The 22420-nt window shown below is 63.5% G+C and carries 28 protein-coding genes and 1 pseudogene; 15 read left to right on the forward strand and 14 right to left on the reverse strand.

What is annotated here, in order from left to right; translation table 11 throughout:
* Positions 1–12: 12 nt before the first annotated feature.
* The 6 genes from FN060_RS07465 to FN060_RS07490 all read left to right on the forward strand — a co-directional run bounded on the left by FN060_RS07465 (position 13) and on the right by FN060_RS07490 (position 5070).
* Positions 13–591, forward strand: coding sequence for an NAD(P)H-dependent oxidoreductase (locus FN060_RS07465; RefSeq protein WP_142587516.1), 579 nt, complete (start codon positions 13–15; stop codon positions 589–591).
* Between the two features lie 104 nt (positions 592–695).
* On the forward strand, positions 696–1991 hold the full coding sequence (locus FN060_RS07470) for an extensin-like domain-containing protein (protein ID WP_142587517.1): 1296 nt from the start codon (positions 696–698) through the stop codon (positions 1989–1991).
* 11 nt (positions 1992–2002) lie between these two features.
* Positions 2003–2326 carry an MmcQ/YjbR family DNA-binding protein gene (locus FN060_RS07475; RefSeq protein ID WP_142587518.1) on the forward strand — a complete coding sequence of 108 codons (324 nt, stop codon included), beginning with the start codon at positions 2003–2005 and terminating at the stop codon, positions 2324–2326.
* Positions 2327–2434: 108 nt separating this feature from the next.
* Positions 2435–3256 carry a sulfite exporter TauE/SafE family protein gene (locus FN060_RS07480; protein WP_142587519.1) on the forward strand — a complete coding sequence of 274 codons (822 nt, stop codon included), beginning with the start codon at positions 2435–2437 and terminating at the stop codon, positions 3254–3256.
* 129 nt (positions 3257–3385) lie between these two features.
* On the forward strand, positions 3386–4312 hold the full coding sequence (locus FN060_RS07485) for an ABC transporter ATP-binding protein (protein WP_142587520.1): 927 nt from the start codon (positions 3386–3388) through the stop codon (positions 4310–4312).
* A complete protein-coding gene (locus FN060_RS07490; RefSeq protein WP_142587521.1) occupies positions 4309–5070 on the forward strand; it encodes an ABC transporter permease in 762 nt (253 codons plus the stop codon). The genes FN060_RS07485 and FN060_RS07490 overlap by 4 nt, the downstream gene beginning before the upstream one ends.
* Positions 5071–5092: 22 nt before the next feature.
* Here the strand turns inward: FN060_RS07490 and FN060_RS07495 are convergent, their stop codons facing one another.
* A complete protein-coding gene (locus tag FN060_RS07495; RefSeq protein WP_142587522.1) occupies positions 5093–6301 on the reverse strand; it encodes an MFS transporter in 1209 nt (402 codons plus the stop codon).
* Positions 6302–6375: 74 nt separating this feature from the next.
* On the opposite strand from FN060_RS07495, the gene FN060_RS07500 reads away from it, so the two are divergent.
* A complete protein-coding gene (locus tag FN060_RS07500; protein ID WP_142587523.1) occupies positions 6376–7353 on the forward strand; it encodes an AraC family transcriptional regulator in 978 nt (325 codons plus the stop codon).
* A gap of 5 nt (positions 7354–7358) precedes the next feature.
* Here FN060_RS07500 and FN060_RS07505 read toward each other — a convergent pair whose 3' ends face one another.
* The 4 genes from FN060_RS07505 to FN060_RS07520 form a co-directional block, all read right to left on the reverse strand.
* Entirely contained in the window at positions 7359–7517 is a 159-nt protein-coding gene (locus tag FN060_RS07505; protein WP_156157138.1) for a hypothetical protein, read from the reverse strand.
* A 100-nt stretch (positions 7518–7617) separates the two neighbouring features.
* A complete protein-coding gene (locus FN060_RS07510) occupies positions 7618–8322 on the reverse strand; it encodes a TIGR02281 family clan AA aspartic protease (protein WP_142587524.1) in 705 nt (234 codons plus the stop codon).
* Complete coding sequence (locus FN060_RS07515) at positions 8319–8537, reverse strand: DUF1289 domain-containing protein (RefSeq protein WP_142588424.1); 219 nt, start codon at positions 8535–8537, stop codon at positions 8319–8321. The genes FN060_RS07510 and FN060_RS07515 overlap by 4 nt, the downstream gene beginning before the upstream one ends.
* An 18-nt stretch (positions 8538–8555) precedes the next feature.
* Positions 8556–9338 (reverse strand): adenosylcobinamide-GDP ribazoletransferase, encoded by a 783-nt coding sequence (locus tag FN060_RS07520; RefSeq protein WP_244665777.1) that lies wholly within the window; start codon positions 9336–9338, stop codon positions 8556–8558.
* A 94-nt stretch (positions 9339–9432) separates the two neighbouring features.
* Between FN060_RS07520 and cobT the strand changes: the two genes are divergently transcribed.
* The 4 genes from cobT (at position 9433) to FN060_RS07540 (ending at position 12603) form a co-directional block, all read left to right on the forward strand.
* Positions 9433–10449 carry a nicotinate-nucleotide--dimethylbenzimidazole phosphoribosyltransferase gene (gene cobT, locus FN060_RS07525; protein ID WP_077546062.1) on the forward strand — a complete coding sequence of 339 codons (1017 nt, stop codon included), beginning with the start codon at positions 9433–9435 and terminating at the stop codon, positions 10447–10449.
* A gap of 2 nt (positions 10450–10451) precedes the next feature.
* Complete coding sequence (locus FN060_RS07530) at positions 10452–10844, forward strand: diacylglycerol kinase (RefSeq protein WP_142587526.1); 393 nt, start codon at positions 10452–10454, stop codon at positions 10842–10844.
* Positions 10845–10958: 114 nt separating this feature from the next.
* On the forward strand, positions 10959–11462 hold the full coding sequence (locus FN060_RS07535; RefSeq protein WP_142587527.1) for a DUF3280 domain-containing protein: 504 nt from the start codon (positions 10959–10961) through the stop codon (positions 11460–11462).
* A 109-nt stretch (positions 11463–11571) separates the two neighbouring features.
* Positions 11572–12603 (forward strand): hypothetical protein, encoded by a 1032-nt coding sequence (locus FN060_RS07540; protein ID WP_142587528.1) that lies wholly within the window; start codon positions 11572–11574, stop codon positions 12601–12603.
* 5 nt (positions 12604–12608) lie between these two features.
* Here FN060_RS07540 and FN060_RS07545 read toward each other — a convergent pair whose 3' ends face one another.
* Entirely contained in the window at positions 12609–14144 is a 1536-nt protein-coding gene (locus FN060_RS07545; protein ID WP_142588426.1) for a sensor histidine kinase, read from the reverse strand.
* Positions 14145–14265: 121 nt separating this feature from the next.
* Between FN060_RS07545 and FN060_RS07550 the strand changes: the two genes are divergently transcribed.
* The 3 genes from FN060_RS07550 to FN060_RS07560 all read left to right on the forward strand — a co-directional run bounded on the left by FN060_RS07550 (position 14266) and on the right by FN060_RS07560 (position 16034).
* Positions 14266–14832, forward strand: a complete 567-nt coding sequence (locus tag FN060_RS07550; RefSeq protein ID WP_142587529.1) for a thermonuclease family protein — start codon at positions 14266–14268, stop codon at positions 14830–14832.
* Complete coding sequence (locus tag FN060_RS07555; RefSeq protein ID WP_244665716.1) at positions 14802–15482, forward strand: uracil-DNA glycosylase family protein; 681 nt, start codon at positions 14802–14804, stop codon at positions 15480–15482. Before FN060_RS07550 ends, FN060_RS07555 begins: the two co-directional genes overlap by 31 nt.
* Before the next feature lie 66 nt (positions 15483–15548).
* Entirely contained in the window at positions 15549–16034 is a 486-nt protein-coding gene (locus FN060_RS07560; protein WP_052638297.1) for an Lrp/AsnC family transcriptional regulator, read from the forward strand.
* Between the two features lie 2 nt (positions 16035–16036).
* On the opposite strand, the gene FN060_RS07565 is transcribed toward FN060_RS07560, so the two are convergent.
* The 5 genes and pseudogenes from FN060_RS07565 to FN060_RS07585 all read right to left on the reverse strand — a co-directional run bounded on the left by FN060_RS07565 (position 16037) and on the right by FN060_RS07585 (position 19457).
* Entirely contained in the window at positions 16037–16726 is a 690-nt protein-coding gene (locus tag FN060_RS07565) for a DNA alkylation repair protein (RefSeq protein ID WP_142587530.1), read from the reverse strand.
* Positions 16723–17601, reverse strand: a pseudogene (locus FN060_RS07570) (NAD(P)-dependent oxidoreductase); the annotation flags it as partial. The gene FN060_RS07565 and the pseudogene FN060_RS07570, both read right to left, overlap by 4 nt.
* Positions 17602–17653: 52 nt before the next feature.
* The gene (locus FN060_RS07575) at positions 17654–18064 is read right to left on the reverse strand and encodes a CopD family protein (RefSeq protein ID WP_142587532.1); all 411 of its coding nucleotides are present in this window, start codon (positions 18062–18064) and stop codon (positions 17654–17656) included.
* A 2-nt stretch (positions 18065–18066) separates the two neighbouring features.
* The gene (locus FN060_RS07580; protein WP_142587533.1) at positions 18067–18627 is read right to left on the reverse strand and encodes a DinB family protein; all 561 of its coding nucleotides are present in this window, start codon (positions 18625–18627) and stop codon (positions 18067–18069) included.
* Between the two features lie 20 nt (positions 18628–18647).
* A complete protein-coding gene (locus FN060_RS07585) occupies positions 18648–19457 on the reverse strand; it encodes a class I SAM-dependent DNA methyltransferase (protein ID WP_142587534.1) in 810 nt (269 codons plus the stop codon).
* A 132-nt stretch (positions 19458–19589) separates the two neighbouring features.
* Between FN060_RS07585 and FN060_RS07590 the strand changes: the two genes are divergently transcribed.
* On the forward strand, positions 19590–20312 hold the full coding sequence (locus tag FN060_RS07590) for a DUF2270 domain-containing protein (RefSeq protein ID WP_142587535.1): 723 nt from the start codon (positions 19590–19592) through the stop codon (positions 20310–20312).
* Between the two features lie 10 nt (positions 20313–20322).
* On the opposite strand, the gene FN060_RS07595 is transcribed toward FN060_RS07590, so the two are convergent.
* From FN060_RS07595 to FN060_RS07605, 3 genes are all read right to left on the reverse strand, one after another.
* A complete protein-coding gene (locus FN060_RS07595) occupies positions 20323–20589 on the reverse strand; it encodes an usg protein (protein ID WP_142587536.1) in 267 nt (88 codons plus the stop codon).
* A gap of 118 nt (positions 20590–20707) precedes the next feature.
* Positions 20708–21538, reverse strand: coding sequence for an ABC transporter permease (locus FN060_RS07600; RefSeq protein ID WP_142587537.1), 831 nt, complete (start codon positions 21536–21538; stop codon positions 20708–20710).
* Entirely contained in the window at positions 21535–22317 is a 783-nt protein-coding gene (locus FN060_RS07605; protein ID WP_142587538.1) for an ABC transporter permease, read from the reverse strand. Before FN060_RS07605 ends, FN060_RS07600 begins: the two co-directional genes overlap by 4 nt.
* Between the last annotated feature and the right edge of the window lie 103 nt (positions 22318–22420).

Raw genomic sequence — 22420 nt, forward strand, 5'->3', positions numbered from 1 at the left:
AAGGAGAGGTTGATGGCGAAGATCCTGATCGTCCTGGGGCATCCGGATGGCGCCGAGCGTCACCTCTGCCATGCATTGGCGGATGCCTATGCCGAAGGCGCTCAAGACGGCGGCCACAGTGTTTCGCTGCTGGAGCTCGCGCGCATGGACATACCCTTCCTAACGTCGCAGAAGGAGCAGGAAGAGGGCGTGGTCGGGCCGGCAATCAGCGAGGCGCAGGATCTGATCAGGGCCGCCGACCATATCGTCTTCGTCTTCCCGCTTTGGCTCGGCGAAATGCCAGCCCTCCTCAAGGCATTCTTCGAGCAGGTTGCGCGCCCGGGCTTCGCCTATGATCTCGGTGGGTCGCCGCTGAGGAGCGGCCTGCTTCGCGGCAAGTCGGCGCGGATCGTCATCACCATGGGCATGCCGGCGTTTGTCTACCGGCTGTACTATGGCAGCCATAGCTTGAAGGCGATGAAGATCGGTATCCTGCGGTTCGTCGGGATCGCACCCATACGGTCGACGCTGATCGGCATGGTTGGCGCGAAACGCTTTGACGGCGGATCCTGGCTGGACGAGATGCTACGGCTCGGGAGAATGGCCAGGTAGCCCCGATGATGCCCTGATATGGTCATCTTCTCTCAAGCCTTCGTTTACCGCATCGTCGTAAATTTGCCGAACGTGCCATTTCGGCACCGAGAGCAGCGATTGGTATGGCGTACGCTTCCCTTTCTCGGCAGGTTCTTGCCTCGCTGATGATCACGACGATGCTGGTAAGCTGCTCGGCTGAGGGGCTGATGCCGCCGGCAAGTATTGATGGCGAAACGCGGGTAAGCTCGATCGGCGCGATGTCGGAGCCGACGGGTGTCCGTCAGCCCTACCAGGCGCCGGTCGCGCCTGTGTCGCAGGTGAGTGGCGGATACATCGACCCTTACCCGACCGATGCCGGAGCGCAGTCCTATCCGATCCAGCAGGCGCCCGCGGCGCAGTCCTCTTCGCTGCCGATGATCGACAGCGACGAGGCACTCGGTCTGCAGTCATCAGGCAGCCCCGCCGCAATTCCAGAGGAAGGCGTCAACATGGACGCCCAGTTCGGTTTCGTCGATGCCGGCGAGCCGCAGGTGGTGGGTCTTGCACAGGAGCAGGACCAGATGATTGCAGAAGGTGCCACCGCGCAGCCGGTGGTCGACGGGATAGGAACCGACAATCCCGTGAGCCTCGGTGCACCTCCAGGCTTCCTGGCCCCTCCGGATGATCAGATCATCTCCGTGCCGCCGAAGCGGCAGGGCGCCGGCATCCAGCAGCCGCAGAATCAGGCGCTCGTCTGGGGTGATCAATCGCCTGTCGTCGCTCCGACCCGGCTGCCGCCCGAAGAGCCGCAGCAGGTCGCCATGCTTGCGCCCGGCAATCCGATGGCAGAGCGGGAGCCGATCCGACCGCGGGCGGTTATGCCGCAATCGGAGGTCAGTTGCCGCGCCGAACTGCGCCGCCTCGGGGTGCAGTTCCGTGACATCCCCCGCATCAGTGACGGCCCGAGCTGCGGCATTGAGCATCCCGTGCTGCTCAGCGGGTTTTCGGGCAATATCGCCCTGAAGCCGGCGACGAAGCTCAACTGCCAGACGACGCTGGCGCTCGCCAAATGGGTGAAGTTCGAGCTGGCACCCTCGTCGCGCTATCGCTACCTTTCCGGCGTGAAGACGATCGAGTCCATGGGCGGCTACTCCTGCCGGCGCATGAACAACAGCCGCCAGAAGCGCAACCCGATGTCGGAGCACGCACGCGGCAATGCGATCGATCTCGGCAAGTTCGTTCTGAAGAACGGCAAGAAGATCGATGTGCGCAAGAAGAACATCTTCGCCTTCCGCGAGCGAGGACTGCTCAACACGGTCCGCGACGACAGCTGCAAGTACTTCCATACGGTGCTGGGGCCTGGCAGCAACAAGGAGCACTGGAACCACTTCCACTTCGATCTTCGGTCCCGCAAGTCCGGATCGAAGTACTGCGACTGACGGGAGGCGTCATGACGAACGGGGAGACACTGCGGCGGATCGCTCTCTCCCTCGATGGCACGACCGAGAGGCCGCATTTCGACCGCATGGCGTTCCGGGTCGCTCGAAACTACGCGACACTTGCCCCAGACGGATTATCCGCGAATTTCAGGTTCCTGCCGGAAGAACAGGCATTCAAGTGCATGTTGCTGCCAGCCGTCTTTTCTCCGGTACCGAATGCCTGGGGAAGACAGGGGTGGACGCAAGGTCTGCTGGAGCCCATGACGGAAGAGGACCTGAAGGATGCGCTGGAGACGGCCTGGCGCCATGCGTTGCCGAAGCGACGGAAGCGATGAGGGAGCCAGGGGACAGGCAGTGACGACCTCGGCACTTGTCTGACAACCAAGTTGGTGCCAGAAGTGCCTCCCAGACCTCTATCGGCCTAGCCGTCATTCCGGTACCCCATGCATCCTGTTGCCGAACTTCTTCCCTTCGCCGTCGCGCTCGCCGCCGCGGGCGCTTTGGCGGGCTTGCTTGCGGGCATGTTCGGGATCGGTGGCGGTGCGATCCTGGTGCCGATCTTCTTCCACGTCTTCGGGCTCCTGGGCGTTCCGGAAGAGGTCCGGATGCAGCTTGCTCTGGGGACATCGCTTGCGATCATTGTCCCCACCTCCGTGCGCTCCTTCATGTCCCATCGCAAACGCGGGGCGGTCGACACCGAACTGCTAAGGGGCTGGGTCATCGCTGTCCCGCTCGGCACGCTCATCGCAGCCTATGTCGCGGCCAAGGCATCCAGCGTCGAATTGCGAGTGATCTTCGCCCTGATCGCCTTGGCGCTCGCCTTCCGGATGATCTTCAACCGGGCAACCTGGCAGCTCGGCAGCGATCTGCCGGGAAATCCGGCCCGGTTCCTCGTGGGTACGGGTATCGGCATTCTTTCGGGGTTGATGGGTATCGGCGGCGGCGTTCTCAACAACACCTTCATGACGCTCTACGGACGGCCGATTCACCAAGCAGTGGCCACGTCGGCCGGCCTTGGTGTACTCATTTCGATCCCGGGCCTGGTCGGTTATGTCTGGGGCGGCTGGGGGCTCGACAGCCTGCCGCCATTCTCGACGGGCTACATCAACTGGCTCGCCGTCGCCCTGCTGATTCCGATCACCCTGTCGCTTGCGCCGCTCGGGGCGCAACTGGCGCATGCCATGTCGAAGCGACAGCTCGAGATCGGCTTCGGAATTTTCCTGATCCTGGTGTCGCTGCAGTTCTTCGCAACGATCGTTGCTTGAACCCTCCAGTCTTCTGCGGGATTGGTCCGGCAGCGCGAACGCAATGTTCTTCTATTTGGGATGGTCTCGGCGCGCGTGACGCCTATATTGGCGCCACTTCCCGGAAACAGATTTCAAAAAGACCTTCCCATGGCTCCCATTGTATCTATTCGTAACCTTGCCAAGACCTATGGCAACGGCTTTCAGGCGCTGAAGGGCGTCGACCTCGACATCAAGAAGGGCGAGATCCTGGCACTTCTGGGCCCGAACGGCGCGGGAAAGACGACGCTGATCTCGATCGTCTGCGGCCTCGTCAATCCAAGCGGCGGCCAGGTGCTTGTGGGCGGACATGACGTGGTGCGTGATTTCCGGCAGACCCGGGCGATGATCGGCCTCGTGCCGCAGGAGCTCACGACGGACATGTTCGAAACCGTCTGGAACACCGTGTCGTTCTCGCGGGGATTGCACGGTAAGAAGGCGGATCCGAGCCGGATCGAGACGATCCTCAAGGACCTTTCCCTGTGGGACAAGAAGGACAACATGCTGAGGGAACTTTCCGGCGGCATGAAGCGCCGCGTGCTGATCGCCAAGGCGCTGGCGCACGAGCCGGAAATCCTCTTCCTGGACGAACCGACCGCCGGCGTCGACGTCAACCTGAGGCGCGAGATGTGGCAGGTCGTCGAGCGGCTTCGCAAAGGCGGTGTCACCGTCATCCTCACCACGCACTACATCGAGGAAGCTGAGGAGATCGCCGACCGGGTTGGCGTCATCAACCACGGGGAACTCCTGCTGGTGGAGGACAAGACGGCCCTGATGCGGAAGCTTGGACGCAAGGAATTGCGCCTCGAACTCGCCGAGCCGCTTGGCGCGCTGCCGCCGGTGCTCGCGTCCTATAACCTCGCGCTCGCCGAGGACGGTGGCGCGCTGATCTACGAATATCAGGGGGAGGCGGAGCAGGGACGCATCGGTACGCTGCTCGGCTCGCTGGCGGCACAAGGGATTGAGTTCCGGGACCTCTCGACGCGGCAGAGTTCGCTCGAGGACATTTTCGTCGAACTGGTGGGGCAGAGAGCATGAACTTCGAAGCGGTCAAATCCATCTACCTTTTCGAGATGGCGCGCATGCGGCGCACGCTGATGCAGAGCGTCATTTCCCCCGTGCTGACGACGTCGCTCTATTTCGTGGTCTTCGGTGCGGCGATTGGGTCCCGGATCGAGCAGATCGACGGCGTCTCCTACGGCGCCTTCATCACGCCGGGCCTGATCATGCTGTCGCTCCTGACCCAGTGCATCTCCAATGGCTCGATCGGCATCTATTTCCCGAAGTTCACCGGTACGATCTACGAGATCCTGTCCTCGCCGATCGCGATGACCGAGATCCTGCTGGGCTACGTGGGGGCGGCGGCGAGCAAGGGCCTTATCATCGGCCTGATCATCCTGGCGACCGCCTCCTTCTTCGTCGACATCTCGATCGCCCATCCCGTCATGATGCTGGTCTTCCTGGTGCTGACGGCGGTTACCTTCAGCCTTGCGGGCTTCATCGTCGGCATCTGGGCGAAGAATTTCGAGCAGCTCAACATCATGCCTATGCTGGTTGTGCCGCCGCTGACCTTCCTGGGCGGAACCTTTTACTCGGTGGAAATGCTGTCGCCGTTCTGGCAGGCGGTCAGCCACTTGAACCCGGTTCTCTATCTGGTCAGTGGTTTCCGCTGGAGCTTCTACGAGATCGCCGACGTCAATCCGTTGATCAGCCTCGGCATGATCGCCCTGTTCCTGGTGGTCTGCCTGGCGCTGGTCGCCTGGATATTCCGCACGGGCTACCGGCTGCGAAACTGATCTCGCAGCCGGCGGGGCAGGGTCAGTTCTGCTGGAGCGCGGCCTGTCGTCCGCCACGCGCCAGCATCACGACGGAGCCGAGGGCGCAGGCGATGCCGACAAAGGTCACGACGCCGAGGGGCCCCTGGCTGTCGACCAGCAGGCCACCCAGGACGGCTCCGGACGAGATGGCAACCTGGAAGGTGGTGAGCAGCATCGCGCCGACGCTTTCGGCCTCATCGGACGCCGCCCGGGTGACGTGCGTCTGAATGCTGACGGGCAGGATGCCGAAAGCGAGGCCCCACAGCACGATTGCCGCCCATGACACCAGCGGCAGCGCGCCCGCCCAGAGCATCAGCAATGCCGAGAGTGCCACCAGCCCGGCACCCAAGGCGACGGAGCCGGTCGTGCTGCGGCTGGCGATCGCGCCGCCGAGGAGGTTTCCGAAGAAGCCGGCAACCCCATAGGCGAGGAGGACCAGCGAGATCATCTCGACGCTGAAGCGGGGGATCTGCTCCAGGTAAGGACGAACATAGGTGAAGCCGGCGAAATGCCCCGCCACGATGATCAGCGTCACGAGCAGCCCGACCCGGACCCGCGGGCGGGCGAGCAGCGACACCATCGTCGCAAGGCTTGCACTGCCACGCGGCGGCAGCGACGGGACCGTGAAGGCCTGGACGAGGAGGGCGACGACGCCTACGCCCGCCGAAAGCGCGAAGGCCGCGCGCCATCCGAGCGTCGCGCCGATCCAGGCGCCAAGGGGTGCTGCACAGACGGTCGCGACGGAGACGCCGGTGAAGACGATCGCCATGGCGCGGGGCATCAGATGCTCCGGTACGAGCCGCATGGCGAGTGCGGCGGACATGGCCCAGAAGCCACCGAGGCCGATCCCAAGCAGGAGGCGTGCGACGAGCAGCATCGGCAGGCTGCTTGCGAGCGCTGCAAGCGTGCTGGAGACGACCAGCAGGGTAGTGAGCGTGAGCAGGACCCAGCGACGGTCCAGGTTTCTGGTGCCGATCACCACGCCCGGACCGGCAATGGCACCGATCACGGCCGTCGCCGTGATCGTCTGGCCGGCCGTGCCGGGCGTGATGGCAAGGTCCTGGGAGATCGGGGTCAGCAGGCTGACGGGGAGAAATTCGGCGGTGACAAGGCCGAAGACGCCAAGCGACAGGGAGACGACGGCAGCCCAGGCGGCATCGCCGCGGGTGCCGCATGAGGCATGGGAGGGATCAAGAGTGCAGTCGGTCATGATCGGTTCCTGCGTTGTTGAAGGCTCAACAGATATGAGTGACCTCCTGTCGTTTCTATGCTAGAAAATCCGACATGCTTGACCGTTCGTCCAAATCTGCTGTGGCTACATCCGGCGATCCGCTGAGTGATCTGCTGCGTGGCCTGCGCCTCGACGGCGTGGAATACGGCCGCTGCCGTCCCTGCGAGCCCTGGGCCACTGCCTTTCCGGCACAGGACGAGGCGCGCTTCCACTTCCTCGCCTCCGGGCGCGCCTTGCTACAGACGCCTTCTGGCGAGTGGCTGACGCTATCTGCGGGCGATGCGGTTCTGCTGCCGCGGGGCGGGGCGCATGTGATGGCGAGCGGCAAGGAAGTTCCTCCGGCGCCCTATGACAAGCTCATCCGCCGGGAAGTCTGCCAGGGGATCTACGACGTGCAGTGCCCGAATGCTCCGGGCGGCACGCTGCTGCTGGTGGGGTCCATGCGGTTCAACGTCGACCGGCTTCATCCGCTTCTGCAACTCATGCCGGACGTGATGATGACGAGCGATCTGGCGGGAAGCGAACCGGCGATCCCGCATCTGCTGGATGCCATGGGCCGCGAAGTGGAGATGGATCGGGTGGGAGCAGGCGGCATCCTTGCGCGGCTCGCCGACGTGCTGACGGCAACGCTCATCCGTACCTGGGTCGAGCATGGCTGCGGCGAGTCGACCGGCTGGCTTGCGGCGGTGCGCAATCCGGAGATCGGTCGCGTGCTGGCGGCGATCCACCTGCAGCCGGAGCGGGACTGGAGCGTGGCGGATCTCGCCAGGCTCATGGGCGCGTCGCGGTCGGGTTTTGCGGAACGCTTTTCTCGGGTCGTGGGCGAAACGCCGGCCCGTTACGTCGCTCGCGTCCGGATGCATCAGGCGCGCCAGTGGCTGAGCCAGGGGATGCGGGTATCGGTGGCGGCGCAGCGTCTTGGATATGATGCCGAGGCTTCGTTCAGCAGGGCCTTCAAGCGCATCATCGGCGCACCGCCCAGCGCCTACCGGGCGACCACCACCACACGGATGGCGGCGGCGGCCGAGTGACCGCCTCAGAGCATGCTGACGCGGACCAGGAATACGAAGACGATCAGCATCGAGGCAAGAGCCACCATGGTGATGGCCGGGGCTAGACCGATGGTCACGGCGCCGAAGGCGATGAGCGCGATCGCGATAACGGCGAGGAGGGGGATGAGAAGCTTGCTGGACATGCTGAGCTTATAATCCACCTGTCAAAATTGACAAAAGGACGTTCTGACGCACCTGGTCTGTTCCTGGGCACCACCGGTGATGACGCGTGCGTAAGCCGGATCAGTCGCGCAGCCGCAACTCGTCGGTCTGCATCTGGATCGAGCCAAGCGTCGACAGGAAGGTCATCCCGAGGAGACTCTGGTCCAGCCGTCCCTCCTCGGCCACCATGGCCCGGACATCGCGACGCAGGATCGGCCCGATGGCGACCTCGTCGAGGCGGACCGGTGCTGCCGTCGCGCGTCCGTTTGCGGTGGAGACGGTGACGGTATAGGCGAGGCGCTGCGGTTCAAGGCCTATGCGCTCAGCATCCTCGAAGGAGAGGACGACGGCACTGGCGCCGGTATCGACAAGCATCGACACCGCTTGCCCGTTCACGCTGGCGGACGTGTGGAAATGCCCGCGAATGCCGCGGTGGATGATGACTTCGGTGACGCCCTGTGCCGTTGTGACCTCGACGGCGCTGCCCGGGATGAGCCCGGCTGAGAGCCGGGCGCCGACCTGTTGCAGATCGTACCTGTAGATATAGGCTGCGACGAGGGCGAGGATGATCACCAGCCACACCGCGATATAGCGAAGAACCTGGGTCAAGCCGCCGCGGTTGCCCGCGAGGATGCCGACCGAGAGAAGGCCGGCGATCGGCAGGAGATAGATCATCTGCCCGAAGTCCTCGTTGGCGATACCGAAGGTCTGGCCGCTGTCGTGGTTGAAGACGAGAAGGGCAAGACCCGCGCCAAGGACGAGGAGGACGAAGGTGAGGCCGTTCACGAGGCAGCCCGCTCCCGTGCCGGTCGCTGGACTTGCCCGGTGCCTCCGTCCAGCCCTGCGCGCTTTAGCCGGGCGGGCAGGACATCCATCAGAGCGCGGCGTTCCGCGTCGGTGAAGCTTGTCCAGCGAGCGATTTCGTCGCGGGTGCGCCCGCAGCCGATGCAGTTGCCGGAGGTTTCGTCGATGGAGCAGACGAGGATGCAGGGTGAAATCATGTTCTTCATATCTGCGGTTCACGCCACGAACGCAAGGGAGACCAGGAACACGATCTCGCAAGCCTGCTGGGTGGCGCCGATCGTATCGCCCGTATGACCGCCGATCCTGCGGGCGGCTAGCCGTGTGACGCCCATTGCCGCAAGCGCCGACAGGCCGCCGGCGAAGATAAAAGGCAGGAAGCCAGCGACCGGCCACAGGAGCATAAGGCCGGCAAGGGCGGCACTTCCGAGGGCGACGTTGCGCGCACCCGTAGCCGGCCTGCCGGCGCCTGCCGCGACCCCATTGCTGCGGGCAGCCGGCAAGGCGTGCCAGTGCGCGACCATCAGCGCCCGGCTGAGCGCCGCCGAGGCGACCAGCGCAAATGCGGGGAGGGTGGTTGCGGGACCGGCGAGAGCGGAGAGCGCGGCCGCACGCAGCGCGAAGGAGAGGATCAGAGCGATGACGCCATAGCTCCCATTGCGGCTATCCTTCATGATCGACAGGATGTGCTCGCGATCACGGCCACCGCCAAAACCGTCCGCTGCATCGGCGAGACCGTCCTCGTGCAGCGCGCCGGTGAGGACGGTCAGCACGGCAAGTGCGACCAGCGACGACAGGAGCGGGTCGGCGTCGAGGTGCAGCAGCAAGGCGAGCAGCAGCGCGGGCGGGGTGGCGATCACCAGGCCTGCAGAGGGAAAGGCACGCACCGCGCGGCTTAACGACCCGTCGTGCCCTACGAAAAAGCGCGAGGGAACCGGCAATCGTCCGAGAAAGCCGACCGAACGCGCGAGGTCGTCGAGGAATTCCGTCACCTTTGGCAGTTGTCCCTCCGTGCCTGCGCGACTATGAGAGCAACAAAGCGTGATTTGCCGGCAAAACACAAGCGACCGGCCAAGGACGAGAGAAAGCATCCCGATGAGCGTGAGCGGCCTGCCATTCGACGACTTCCGCACCCTCCTGCAGAACCTGCCCGGCCCTGATTCGCGGGCGCTGGTCGCTGCACGCGAGCGGGATGCGCAACTGACGAAGCCGCCGGGTTCGCTCGGCCGGCTGGAAGAAATCGCTATGTGGCTGGCGGCCTGGACGGGACGTCCCCCGGCGGTGACACGTCCGCTGGTGGCGATCTTCGCCGGGAACCATGGCGTCACGAAACATGGGATCACGCCGTTCCCGCCCTCGGTGACACAGCAGATGGTCGAAAACTTTGCCGCGGGCGGAGCGGCGATCAACCAGATCTGCGTTACCCATGACCTCGGACTGAAGATCTTCGACCTGGCGCTCGACTATCCCACGGGCGACATCACCTGCGAGGCCGCACTTTCGGAGCGCGACTGTGCCGCCACCATGGCCTTCGGGATGGAAGCGATCGCGGGAGGAACCGACCTCCTGTGCATCGGCGAAATGGGGATCGGCAACACGACGATCGCGGCCGCCATCAACCTCGCCCTCTACGGTGGAGAGGCGGAGGATTGGGTGGGGCCGGGGACCGGTTCGCACGGCGTCCAGATGGAGCGGAAGATCCAGGCGGTGAAGACGGCCGTGGAGTTCCACAAGGATCATCTCAAGGATCCGCTCGAGGTTCTGCGGCGGCTGGGCGGGCGGGAGATCGCCGCCATCGCGGGCGCGATCCTGGCGGCGCGCATCGAGAAGATACCGGTGCTGCTCGACGGCTATGTCGTGACGGCGGCGGCGTCCATCCTGAAGGCGGCCAATCCCTCCGCCCTTGATCACTGCCTGATCGGCCATGTCTCGGCTGAACCGGGCCATCTGAAGGCGGTGGAGAAGCTTGGGAAGACACCACTGCTGGCCCTCGGCATGCGGCTCGGCGAGGGTACCGGGGCAGCCCTTGCCGCAGGCATCGTCAAGTCTGCGGCCGCCTGCCATTCCGGAATGGCGACCTTTGCCCAGGCGGGCGTGAGCGCGGGGAACTGACCTTGGAAAAGGCGCCGCAGGAAAGTGGGATCCGCAAGGCGAGCGGGCCTCGGCGCGTGCTGGCGGCAACGCGCTACTCGCTGCAGGGACTGGTGCGGCTGTGGGGCGAAGAGGCGTTTCGAACCGAGGTCGTGGCCTTCGCCCTCGGGCTGCTGCTGTTCGTCTTCATCGGCGCAGAACCCTATCAATACCTGATCTTCGTTGTCCTGATGCTGCTTCTCTTCTGCGTCGAGGCGTTGAATACGGCGATCGAGGAGCTCGTCGACCGGATTTCGCCAGAGATTTCCACGGTTGGCCGGCACGCAAAGGACCTGGGTTCGTTCGCCGTCTTCTGCCTCTTGTGCGTGAACGGCCTGTTTGTGCTGTGGTGCCTGTATGACAGGCTGGTCGGGTAGCGGTTTCCCGAATTCGTGATCGCCACGACGCCGAGAAATGTGCGAGAATCGCTGTCGGTAAAATGCCGATAGCCTTCACCATGCCGCTTCGATCTGACGAAGCAGGATTGTCCGATGCCACGCCATTCGTTCGTCGCTGCATTGCTCTTCTGCTGCGGTATCGCGCCGGTGCAGGCCCAGCAGGCGGAGCCTGTCCCGGTTGAGGTCTTCCCTTTCGAACTGGAAGACAAGAGCGCCGGTGCAGGGATCGTGCCGCCGGACGACTATGACAGGCGCTATCTGGCAGAAGCTGCCAAGGTCGCACGGGACATGTTCGCGGAGACGGGGCGCTATACGCTTGTGACCAATCCGGCGGACTCGGCGACTGCTCCGGCTACCGAACCACTGCGACATTGCGGAGGCTGTGAGGCTGGGATTGCCCGCAGCCATGGAGCGTCGCTGGCAGTTCTCGGTGTGGTGACGCGGGTCAACCGCACCGAGCACACAATGTTCATCCGGGTCCTCGATGTCCACACGGGCAAGCCGGTGGCTGTTGGCTTCACGGACCTGCGAATGGGTGCCAACCATGCCTGGCCCCGCACAGCGAAATGGCTGATGAAGAACCGCATCCTGAAGTAGTCCTTCAAGCGACGGTGTTGGCGACCAGCGGGCTCGGTCGCTCACTTGCATCTTGACTTCCACTCCCCTGTGAGTTGTATTTGAATGAGTTGCAACTGGAGGGCGTGTCATGCTTCGGGTGTTCATGCGGCGTTGGGTTACCGATCGTGAAACCCGGCGGCGGGATCAATATGCTGCGCTTCTGGCGATGGTAGGACTGATCTGCGCCGGGCTGACGCTTGCCTTCCTTTTACTCTCGCAGGCGCCCGGCATGGCTGGCGCGATGGGCCTCGGCGGCGTGATCCTTTTTGCGTCGGCCGCCGCCGGTGGTGCTCTGGGCTTTCTGTTTTCCGTCCCACGCGTCCTCTCGGTCGGCGAGACGAATTCCAAGGCTCCAGAGACCAGCAAAGCGGCGCAGACGGTACGCCTTCTCGGGTCAAACACCAACCTGGAGCGGATTTCTGAGTGGCTCACGACGATGATCGTTGGAGTGGGGCTCAGCCAGATCACCTCGGTGGGGGAACATTTCGCAAACTTCACGAACTTTCTGACGCGGCACAACTTCAAGACTGTCGCCGCGGTCGGTCCGTTCATCCTGATCGTGGGGCTCGTTGGCGGTTTTGTCTTCCTGTATCTGTATACGCGTCTCTACCTCTCGCCGCTGTTCCTACATGTTGAAAAGCTGATCAGCCGTCTCGGACAGGAAGAGGTCCCGACCCAGGAGGAACGTATTCGGGAGATCGCCCGGGAGCTGGCCGAGAAGACGGGGGCCTCAATCCTGCGATATATCGCAAATGTCGACCGGATAACGCTCGACCATACGATGCATGTGCTGTCGGCCTTGCTCTACGAGGACGAGGGATACCTCACGGTGCTCGATATCGGGGAGGATCTGGCGGATACTGTCGCCGGCGAGATGCCGCGCTTCTGGTACCTGATGGCCGCAGCTAACGGCCAGCGCCACCACCAGCTCCTGGAGGCAGGCGCACCCGCTCCGGAGCAAGCCAAGGCTCACAAGGCTGTACTGGAGGCCGTGCAGAAGGCAGTCGACCTGGATCCAAGCTTCAAGCGGCGCCTGGCCGACCTTGCCCAGCCGACCGCAAGGGATAATGACCTGCAGGATTTCGCAAGCGACCGCCGGTTCAGGAAGATCGTCGGCTAACGCCCTCAGGCAAACGTCTTGCGCCGTCGCTCCACCGGAGCGGTGTCCTCCACCGCCGGCAGGCTCTGCAGGATACGGGTGGCCGGGAGGATGGCGATGGCCTCCGTTCCCTCGCGCAGCTTCGAGCGCAACACGAATTGGCCGTCGTGCTTGGCAAGGATCGCCTGGACGATCGGCAGGCCGAGGCCAGTTCCCTGCTCGGCGCTCTTGATGGCGATGGAGCCCTGCCCGAAGGCGGAGAGGACGACTGGGATTTCCTCCTCGGGTATGCCGGGACCATTGTCCTTGACCGCAACATACTGCCCGCCGCCCGCCGTCCAGCCCACCTTCACTGTGATCTCGCCACCCTGCGTGGTGAACTTCACCGCATTGGACAAAAGGTTGAGGACGACCTGGCGGATGGCCTTCTCGTCCGCCCATATCTGCGGCAGCGTGGGCTCGAACTGCTCGTGGATGACGATGCTCTTCGTGCTGGCCCGCAGCTGCACCATGCCGATGCAGTCCTCGGCGATGTCGAGCAGCGAGAGCGCTTCCTCGTTGAGTTCGTAGCGACCCGCCTCGATGCGCGAGAGGTCGAGGATTTCGTTGATCAGGTTGAGGAGATGTTCGCCCGACCGGTGGATGTCGGCGGCATATTCGCGGTAGGTCGGATTGGAGAGGGGGCCCAGAAGTTCGGAATTCATCACCTCGGAAAAGCCGAGAATCGCGTTGAGCGGCGTGCGCAACTCGTGTGACATGGTGGCGAGGAAGCGGGACTTGGCCAGATTGGCGTCCTCGGCGCGGCGGCGGGCTTCGTCCGACATCGACTTGGCCACTTCCAGCTCGGCGATCAGGTCGTCCTTCTCCGACTGGTAGGACATCAGGGTCAGGTTCGAGCGATATTGCCGCTGGGAGATGTAGTGGAAGAAGACGACGGCGATCGCCGCCATGGCCGTCATGCCGATGTCCAGCGGATGGCGCGACAGGAACGCGGTGACCAGCAGGGTTGCCACCAGCGGCAGAAAGCCGAACAGGACGCCCTGGCGGAGCATGACGCTGTTCATCGCGCTGATCGAGATGGCGACGAGAAGGGCCATCCCCTGGTAGAAGTAGTAGCCGTCGCCGGAGCAGCTCGCGCAATCCTGCAAGGCGAACACCGCCCAGCCGACGCCGATGAGGATCTGGCCGATCAGCAGACGGCGATGCCATTTTGCGGTATCGGCCGCGGTGATCTCGATCCGGCTCGCGCGCCGCGCAATCAGGATGTTGATGGCGTGGACGCTGAGCGCCAGCAGCGCCCAGCCGAAGAGGTTGGCGGTCGGGTTGATGTAGAGCCCGACGGCGGTCACGATGGCGACGAAGAAGGGTGTGACCAGCGCGCCTTGCAGGACCGTATTGACGTGCATGGCGAGCACGTCGCGGTCGAAGGCGGACGCATTGCGCCCCGTCGACTGCAAACGTTCACGGGTCGCGCGGACGGTCTTTGACACCGCCTTGTTGCGGTGGCTGCGAGACAGGTCGACGATGTTCTTGTCCGCCGAGGCGCTTGCGCCGTTACTCATGACCACTGGATAGATGTCCCCGATGGTTGAGACCCTAGGCGGGAAACCTTAAGAAGATACTGCCGGGCAAGGTTTTGTTTGCCATTTTCCTGAAGGGTCTGTTGTTGATTGGGGCGGGATCGTGACGCGGATTTACCGGAAGCTGAGGGATGCCGGGCTTCTGCTCGCGCTGGTATTCCTAGGCGCACTTGTCGCCGCGCGGCTGGAAGACAGCTCGGCCGTCTCGATCGGAGGCCCATTCGTCGCGATAGATGGCGATACATTGGCCTTTGGCGCCGAGCGCTTGCGCCTGCACGGGCTCGATGCACCGGAGGTCCGGCAGACCTGCACGGATCGCCGGGGCAGAGACTGGCGCTGCGGCGAGGAGGCAAGGGCTGCCCTCGAGCGCCTTACTTCTGCCGCCTCCGTCATGTGCAGCGGGTCCGAGCGTGACCGCTATGATCGGCTTCTGGCGGCCTGCCGCGACGGCGAGCTTGATATCAACGCCCGCATGGTGGCTCTGGGCCTGGCGGTGGCGTCCGGCAATTACGCTTCCGAGGAAGCGCAGGCGCAGGAAAAGGGCGAGGGCGTCTGGGCCGGAGAGTTCGAGCGCCCGCGCGACTGGCGGGTACGACATGGGGTGATGGATGATCCGAGCGCGGCAGAGGGTATCCTCGCATGGCTGAAGGGATGGCTGGGGCTGAACTGACGGAGCAGTTGGCCGCTTCCGGGCAGGGTGACGGCCTTGACAGCCTGCGGGCCGCCATCCGCATCTGCCGGCTCTGCCGTGATGCGCCAGCCCGAGGCCCTCAACATTGCCTGCCGCATGAGCCTCGACCGGTCGCGGTTCTCTCTCGGACAGCACGCATCCTGATTGCCGGTCAGGCACCCGGCCTGAGGGTTCACGAAAGCGGCCTTCCCTTCAACGATGCGTCGGGAGACCGTTTGCGGTCCTGGCTCGGCGTCGGCCGGGAGGAGTTCTACGACCCGGATCGCTTCGCGATCGTGCCGATGGGTTTCTGCTTTCCGGGATATGATGACAAGGGGAGCGACCTGCCGCCACGCCGCGAATGCGCGCCGCTGTGGCGGCAGCCGGTAATGGACGCAATGCCCCAGATCGAACTGATCCTGACCATCGGCCAATACGCCCAGGCCTGGCACCTGGGAGCGAGGCGGAAAAAGGGCATGACGGAAACGGTCCGCAATTGGCGGGAGTATTACTTCGCGAACCAGGCACCGCGCATCCTGCCGCTCCCGCATCCGAGCTGGCGCAATACCGGCTGGTTGAGGCGTAATCCCTGGTTCGAGGCCGATGTCCTGCCGGTGTTGAAGCAGGATGTGGATAGACTGATACGTTAAAACAATTTACGCCTGTTCGTGCTAAAAGGACCCATGCAGGAGAAAAGCATTTCGAAGGACCGTATAATGGACCGCCTTGACCGCAAAATCCTCCGTATCCTTCAGGAAGACTCGACGCTCGCCGTCGCGGATCTTGCCAAGAAGGTCGGCCTGTCCACCACGCCATGCTGGCGTCGCATACAGCGAATGGAGGAAGAGGGCGTGATCCGCCGCCGCGTGGCGCTGCTCGATCCCGTCAAGGTCAACACGAAAGTCACCGTCTTCGTCTCGATCCGCACGGCGAGCCATTCGATCGAGTGGCTGAAGCGCTTCTCGGAAGTCGTCGTGGATTTTCCCGAGGTCGTCGAGTTCTACCGCATGAGCGGCGACGTCGACTATCTCCTGCGCGTGGTCGTGCCGGATATCGCCGCCTATGACGCCTTCTACAAGCGCCTGATCGCCCGCATCGAAATCCGTGACGTGTCCTCCGCCTTCGCGATGGAGCAGATCAAGTACACGACCGAACTGCCGCTCGACTACATGATCCTCGATCAGAAGTCAGGCGACGACTGATCCTATTTCAGGCGGGCGAGGATCTTCTCGCTCGTCAGCTCCCGCACCGCATCCTTGCCGATCCAGCGGGCAGTCCTGTCGTCGCCGGCGGAGAGCTTTTCCGCCACGGCGAGTGCCGGAGCATGACAGGCGCGGTTGCGCTTGCCGATATTGCGCAGGGCCCAGTTCACGGCCTTCTTGACGAAGTTGCGCGGGTCCGCCGCGTGGGCCTCGATCAGCGGCAGATAGGCGAGGAGATTGTCGTCCGGCTCCTGCTTGTTATGTACGGTCGCGCCGGCGATCATCGCGAAGGCGGTCCGACGTACATATTCGCGACTGCCCGCGGCGAACTCGGGAATCAGTTCCCGCCAGAACGTCGTCTGGGTGAAGAGGTCGGCCGCAGTGTCGACGATTTCCCAGGAATTGAAGTCGCCTGCCCAGGCCCACGCGTCTTCCTTCGTCAGCCGGGCAGGGTCAGCGGTGAGGATTGCAGCCATTCGGGCGTCGCGCAGACCAGTCCGCCAGAGCTCGAGAGCACGTTCGTGGTTTCGTTTCACCTGCCGGCCTACCGCCTGCATCTGCGGGGTCGTGATCCCGAGCGCTGTCGAGGTGTCGATCCCGTAGCGGGCCATCCCTGCAATGTTCGCCTCGTTGCGCAACGATTTCAGATGCGCAACGATCTCCTCGGCGGATGAGGATGGCGTGAGGGTCATTTTTCCAGACGCGCGAGAAGCGACGACGTGTCCCACCGGTTTCCGCCCATGGACTGGACGTCGCCATAGAACTGGTCCACGAGGGCGGTGACTGGCAGCTTGGCGCCGTTGCGACGGGCTTCCGCGAGGACAATACCAAGGTCCTTGCGCATCCAGTCGACGGCAAAGCCGAAGTCGTACTTGCCCTGGTTCATGGTCTTGTGGCGGTTCTCCATCTGCCAGGAGCCGGCGGCGCCCTTGGAGATGACCTCGACGACCTTCTCGATGTCCAGTCCGGCCTTCTTGCCGAAGTGAATCCCCTCGGCAAGACCCTGGACGAGCCCGGCAATGCAGATCTGGTTGATCATCTTGGTGAGCTGACCGGCGCCGACCGGCCCCATCAGTCCGACCATGCGGGCATAGGCCTCGATCACCGGCTTGGCACGATCGAAGACGGCCTGGTCGCCGCCACACATGACCGTGAGGACGCCATTCTCCGCGCCTGCCTGGCCGCCGGAGACGGGTGCGTCGATGAAGTCGACGCCCTTGGCCTTGGCGGAATCGGCAAGCTCGCGGGCGACTTCGGCGCTGGCAGTGGTGTTGTCGATCAAGATGGCGCCAGCCTTCATGCCGGCAATGGCGCCGGTATCTCCGAGCGTGACGGAGCGGAGGTCGTCATCATTGCCGACGCAGGTAAAGACGAAGTCGGCATCCTTGGCGGCTTGGGCGGGAGTGGCGGCCGAGCGTCCACCATGTTTCTTCGCCCATTCCTCCGCCTTGGCAGCGGTGCGGTTGTAGACAGTGACGTCGTGGCCGCCCTTTTCCTTGAGATGCCCGGCCATCGGGAAACCCATTACGCCCAGACCGATGAATGACACCTTTGCCATGTCGTCCTCCTCAACTGATTGATCCTTGAGACGTAGCGGAAACCCCGCAGAGCCTCAATGGCTAGAACGGCTTGACGACGGCCAGAAGCACGATCGCGACCACGGATATGAGCACGATCGGCATCCCCACCCGCACGAAGGCAGGCGGATCAAGATGGGGATCGGCTTCCATGCGCCGCAGCCAGGCCGCCTGCATGCCGTGCAGTGCCGACAGCATCACGACGATGAGGAACTTGAAGCCGAACCAGCCGGTCGCGTACCAGCCGTACCAGATGGCCAGGATGATGCCGAAGAGCCATGCACCGCCCTCGGCAACCGTCGTGATCCGGCGGTCGAACGGGCGGACGGCGGCAATGACGCCGGTGCGGATCGTTGGCGGGACCATGGCGATGACGAAAGCATTCACCAGCATCCCACCTACCCAGACAATGTCGGAGATGATGTGCAGTGACTTGAGGACGAAATAGAGCATGGTCAGTTCCAGATGAGGTCTTCGGTGAAGCCGAGTTCGGCGAAATCCTGCCGGCGCAATGCCTGTTCGGTCGGATCGGCGGGAAAGAACTCGTCCAGTTGCGGCGGGGCGACGGAGGTTTCCGAGAGCATGGCATGGACCTGCCCGCGGTGGTGGATCTGGTGCTGGAAGAGGTGCAGCAGGATGCGGTCCGCCCGCTCGACCTGGACATGGCTTTCCCGCGGGATAAGCACCTCGGCTGCGAGCGTATCGCGGTCGAGCTGGCGGCAGTGGTCGATCAGCCTGCGATCGGCGGCCCGCTGCTCGCGTTCGAGGTCGAGGATGCGGGGGAAAGGAATCTCCGGGTCGAAGGCGGCGACCCCAACACACCGGCCTTCCAGCGCACTTATGTAGAGCCAGTCGACCGTGAGGATGTGGTTGAGCGTGTGGACGATGGAGGGAAAGAAGCCCGTCCGCGGTGCGGCGAGTTCCTCCGGTGAAAGCATCCGGCAGGCGTTCAACAGCCGGTGATTGGCCCAGGCATTGTTGTAGGCCTGGGCGAGAAGGTAGCGCTGTGGCGTCATGGGGCCTCCTGGCGGAGACCCTATCCTCTGAGCCTGGCGATGACCAGATGGCCCGGGCTGGGTTGTCCGTCCTGCATCCGGACATTGATCTCGGTGATCTCGACGAGATCGAATCCGGTTTCTGTCAGACGTGTCCGGATATACGCCTCGGAATGCAGGAAGCGCTGGTGCGGGCCGACGATGTAGCTTCGCCCGTCAGACGCCGGGAGCGTTTCTGACGAGAAGATGAAGATGCCGCCGGGCAGCATGTTTTCGGCAGCGCCGAAGAAGAGCGGCTCGAGCGCGCCCAGATAGGGCAGGACATCGGTCGCGGTGATCAGGTCGAAGGGCTCGTCGTCATTGTCTTCGAGAAAATCCTCCACCTCGGCGACATAGAGCGTCTCGTAGAGATCCTTCTCGTGGGCGATCTCGACCATGTTCTCCGAGATGTCGATACCGGTGATATCGTCCACCATGTCGCGCAGCGTTCCGCCGGTCAGGCCCGTGCCGCAGCCGAGATCGAGCATGCGCTTGAAGGGGCCGAGGTTGAGTTCCTGGAGGCGTTGGCGAACAAGGACAGGGACTGCATAACCGAGCTGCTCGACGAGAATGTCCTCGAAGCTTTCGGCATGCTGGTCGAAGAGCGTTTCCACATAAGCGTCGGGAGCCTTCGGCGGAGCCTCGCCGCGGCCGAGTGCGGCGATGCGCACGGCGGCCCCGCCGTGGTCTTCCGGATCGATGGCAAGAACCTCCTGATAGGCGGCGACGGCCGCTTCGACGTCGCCGGCCTTTTCCAGCCCAAGGGCCCGGTTATAGGCTTCGGCCAGCGCTTCCTCGTCGATCTTCTTCATCGGCTTTCTCCGTCGTTGCCGCCCGCTTTAGGCGGGATAGGGGCCTTTGGCAATCGCTGCGGAACGCAGACCGCAGCAGGATCGTTCATCCCTTCGGAACGGCTCGCAGGCGACGCGAGTGGGAGAAGGACGATGTCAGTCAATCCGGTCCAGACGGCCCTGGAGGAGAACATAGAGCGGCGAGCGCCCTCGTTGCCGATCACCTCGGCCGAGAAGGCCAACATGATCATCCACTACTATCGCGGCGAGATGGGGCGGATGACGAGCTGGCGCGACCGCATCGACCGGACGACCAACTGGGCAATCACCGTCGTGGCCGCGCTGCTGTCGGTATCGCTGTCGACGCCGACCGCCCACCATGGCGTCGTTCTCTTCGGCATGCTGCTGGTATCGCTTCTGCTGCTGATCGAGGCGCGGCGCTACCGGTTCTTCGACGTATACCGGGCGCGGGTGAGAAAGCTGGAGCGGCACTATTTTGCCCAGGCGCTCTTTCCGCAGGCGGACCTCAAGCCGGATTGGGCGGAGGCGATCGCAAAAAGCCTGCGGACACCATGCTTCCTGGTCAGCTACCGGGACGCGCTCTTTCGTCGGATCAGGCGAAACTACTGCTGGATGTACCTGATCCTGCTCCTGGCCTGGCTGCTGAAGATCTCGACGCCGAAGTTACTTCCGGACGAGACCGAAGCCGATGTCGTCTTCTCCTGGCGCGATGCGGTGGCGAACGCGGCGTTCGGTCCGTTTCCCGGCTGGAGCGTCATTGCCGTCGTTGGCTGCTTCTATGCCTTCGTCTTCTACGCATCGCTTCACCATGCCTCCGACGACGGCGAACTCGCTCACGGCGAAGTGCATGTCTGAGGGCGCAGCCTCAATGCAAGATGAACTCTCCCTTAAGCGCGCGCCATTCGCTGGCCGAAATCATCTTCCGATGGACGTAACGCACTGAGTGCAGCGGGCCATCCAGCTTCTCCTCCCAAAACTTCAGAAAGCCCTTCATCTCCGGGAAGTCGGGCGCGAGGTCGTAGTTCTGCCAGACATAGCTCTGGAGGAGGGTGGGATGATCGGGCATGCGATAGAAGATCTGGGCGGTCGTCAGGCCGTAGCCCTTCAGCATCATTTCCATTTCCGCGTTCATGTTCGTTCCCGCTCTTGGTTGACGACGCAGTAGCGTCATCCACAGGGGAACATGCTGCGGTTAACGAAGTCTTTAGGGGTGCGTCGCTAGAAGCTTTGCCCCCGCAAGTTCCGGGAAGCTATCGCTTCAGGTGACGGGTGAGGCGGGCCTCCAGCCAGGCCCATATGTGCCGGAGCGTCTCGACGATGGCGAGATAGAAGATCGCCGCCCAGAGATAGGTCTGGTAGTCGAACGTTCGCGAGAAGGCGTAGCGGGTCTCTCCCATCAGGTCGTAGACCGTGACGATGGCGACGACGGCCGAGCCCTTGATCAGCAGGATGATCTCGTTCCCGTAGGGTCGAAGCGCGACGATCAGCGCCTGCGGCAGGATGATCTTGCGGAGCGCCACACTCTTTGGAAGCCCGAGTGCCGCGGCACCCTCATGCTGACCGCGGGGTACGCTCTCGATTGCGCCGCGCAGGATTTCCGCCTGGTAGGCAGCGGTGTTGAGAGTGAGCGACAGGAGCCCGCAATACCAGGCCTCGCGAAAGAACCACCAGAGGCCGACGGCTTCCAGTTGCGGCCGGAAGCTGCCGAGGCCGTAATAGATGAGGAAGAGTTGGGCCAGCAGCGGGGTGCCGCGGAAGACATAGACATAGGAATAGGCGATGCCGCCGATGACGCGATTGTTCGACATCCGCGCAAAGGCGAGCGGCAGAGAGAGGATGGCGCCGAGAATAACCGCCTGGCCGACCAGCGTTACCGTCGTCCAGAGACCGGAAAGATAACGTGGGCCGTAGCGGAGGAACTTTGCCTCGTCCCAACCCGTCACCACCAGTGCCAGCATGGCGAGGGCGAGGGCGGCCCAGAGAGCGAGGATCACGAGGGCGAGAATGCGCGTTGCCGTAAGCGGCTTGCCGGGTGCGGGCGGCGCCGGGCGCGCGGCGATGAGTTCCTGGGCGTAGGTCATCGGCGAACCTCGCCGCGGCGGGACCAGCGCTCGATGAAGCTGAGGCCAAAGGAGGAGATGATTGCCAGCGCGAGATAGAGCAGGCAGGCCAGGAAATAGAAGAAGAAGGCTTCCTTGCTGACCCGGGCGGCAACACTGGTCTGGCGGACGATGTCCGACAGGCCGATGATGGAGACATAGGCGGTGTCCTTCAGGAGGATCATCCAGAGATTGCCGAGGCCGGGCAGGGCGATGCGGATGAGCTGCGGAAGGATCACCAGCATCATCGTCCTCGACCGGTGCAGGCCGAGCGCGTCGCCCGCCTCGTACTGGCCCCTCGGAATGGCCCGGAATGCTGAGAGAAGCACTTCCGACGCGTATGATGAAAACACCACGGCCAGCGCGATCATGCCGGCAAGGAAGGCGTTGATCTCAATGCGCTGCTCGATGCCCATCCAGCCGAGGATGGACTGGATCAGCAATTGCAAGCCGTAATAGACTATGAAGAGTGTCAGCAGTTCGGGAAGGCCTCGGAAGATGGTCGTGTATATGCCGACTGCGGCGCGCAGCAACTTGTCTTCGGACTGCGCCGCGAGCGCGATCAGGAAGCCGAGCAGGAGGCCGATGGGCAGGGTGGCGATCGCGAGAGTGACGGTCACCTTGACGCCGAAGGCGATTTCGTCGCCCCAGCCACTTGCTCCGCAACTGACAAGGCCGTCGCCAGCCAGGAGCGTGAAGATGCCGACCGGCCCGCAGAGCGGATCCAGCGCCGTGGCGAGGGCGGAGAGCCATCCGCTCATAAACTGCTTTCCCCTTGCGGCTTGGCCGCTTGTTATCGTTGCTCTGTTAAAAAAGAAAATCGGCGGAAGGGCAACCCATCCGCCGATCTTTACGGTTGGAGAA

The sequence above is a fragment of the Pseudorhizobium halotolerans genome (genome assembly GCF_902153235.2).
GTDB lineage: Bacteria > Pseudomonadota > Alphaproteobacteria > Rhizobiales > Rhizobiaceae > Neorhizobium > Neorhizobium flavum.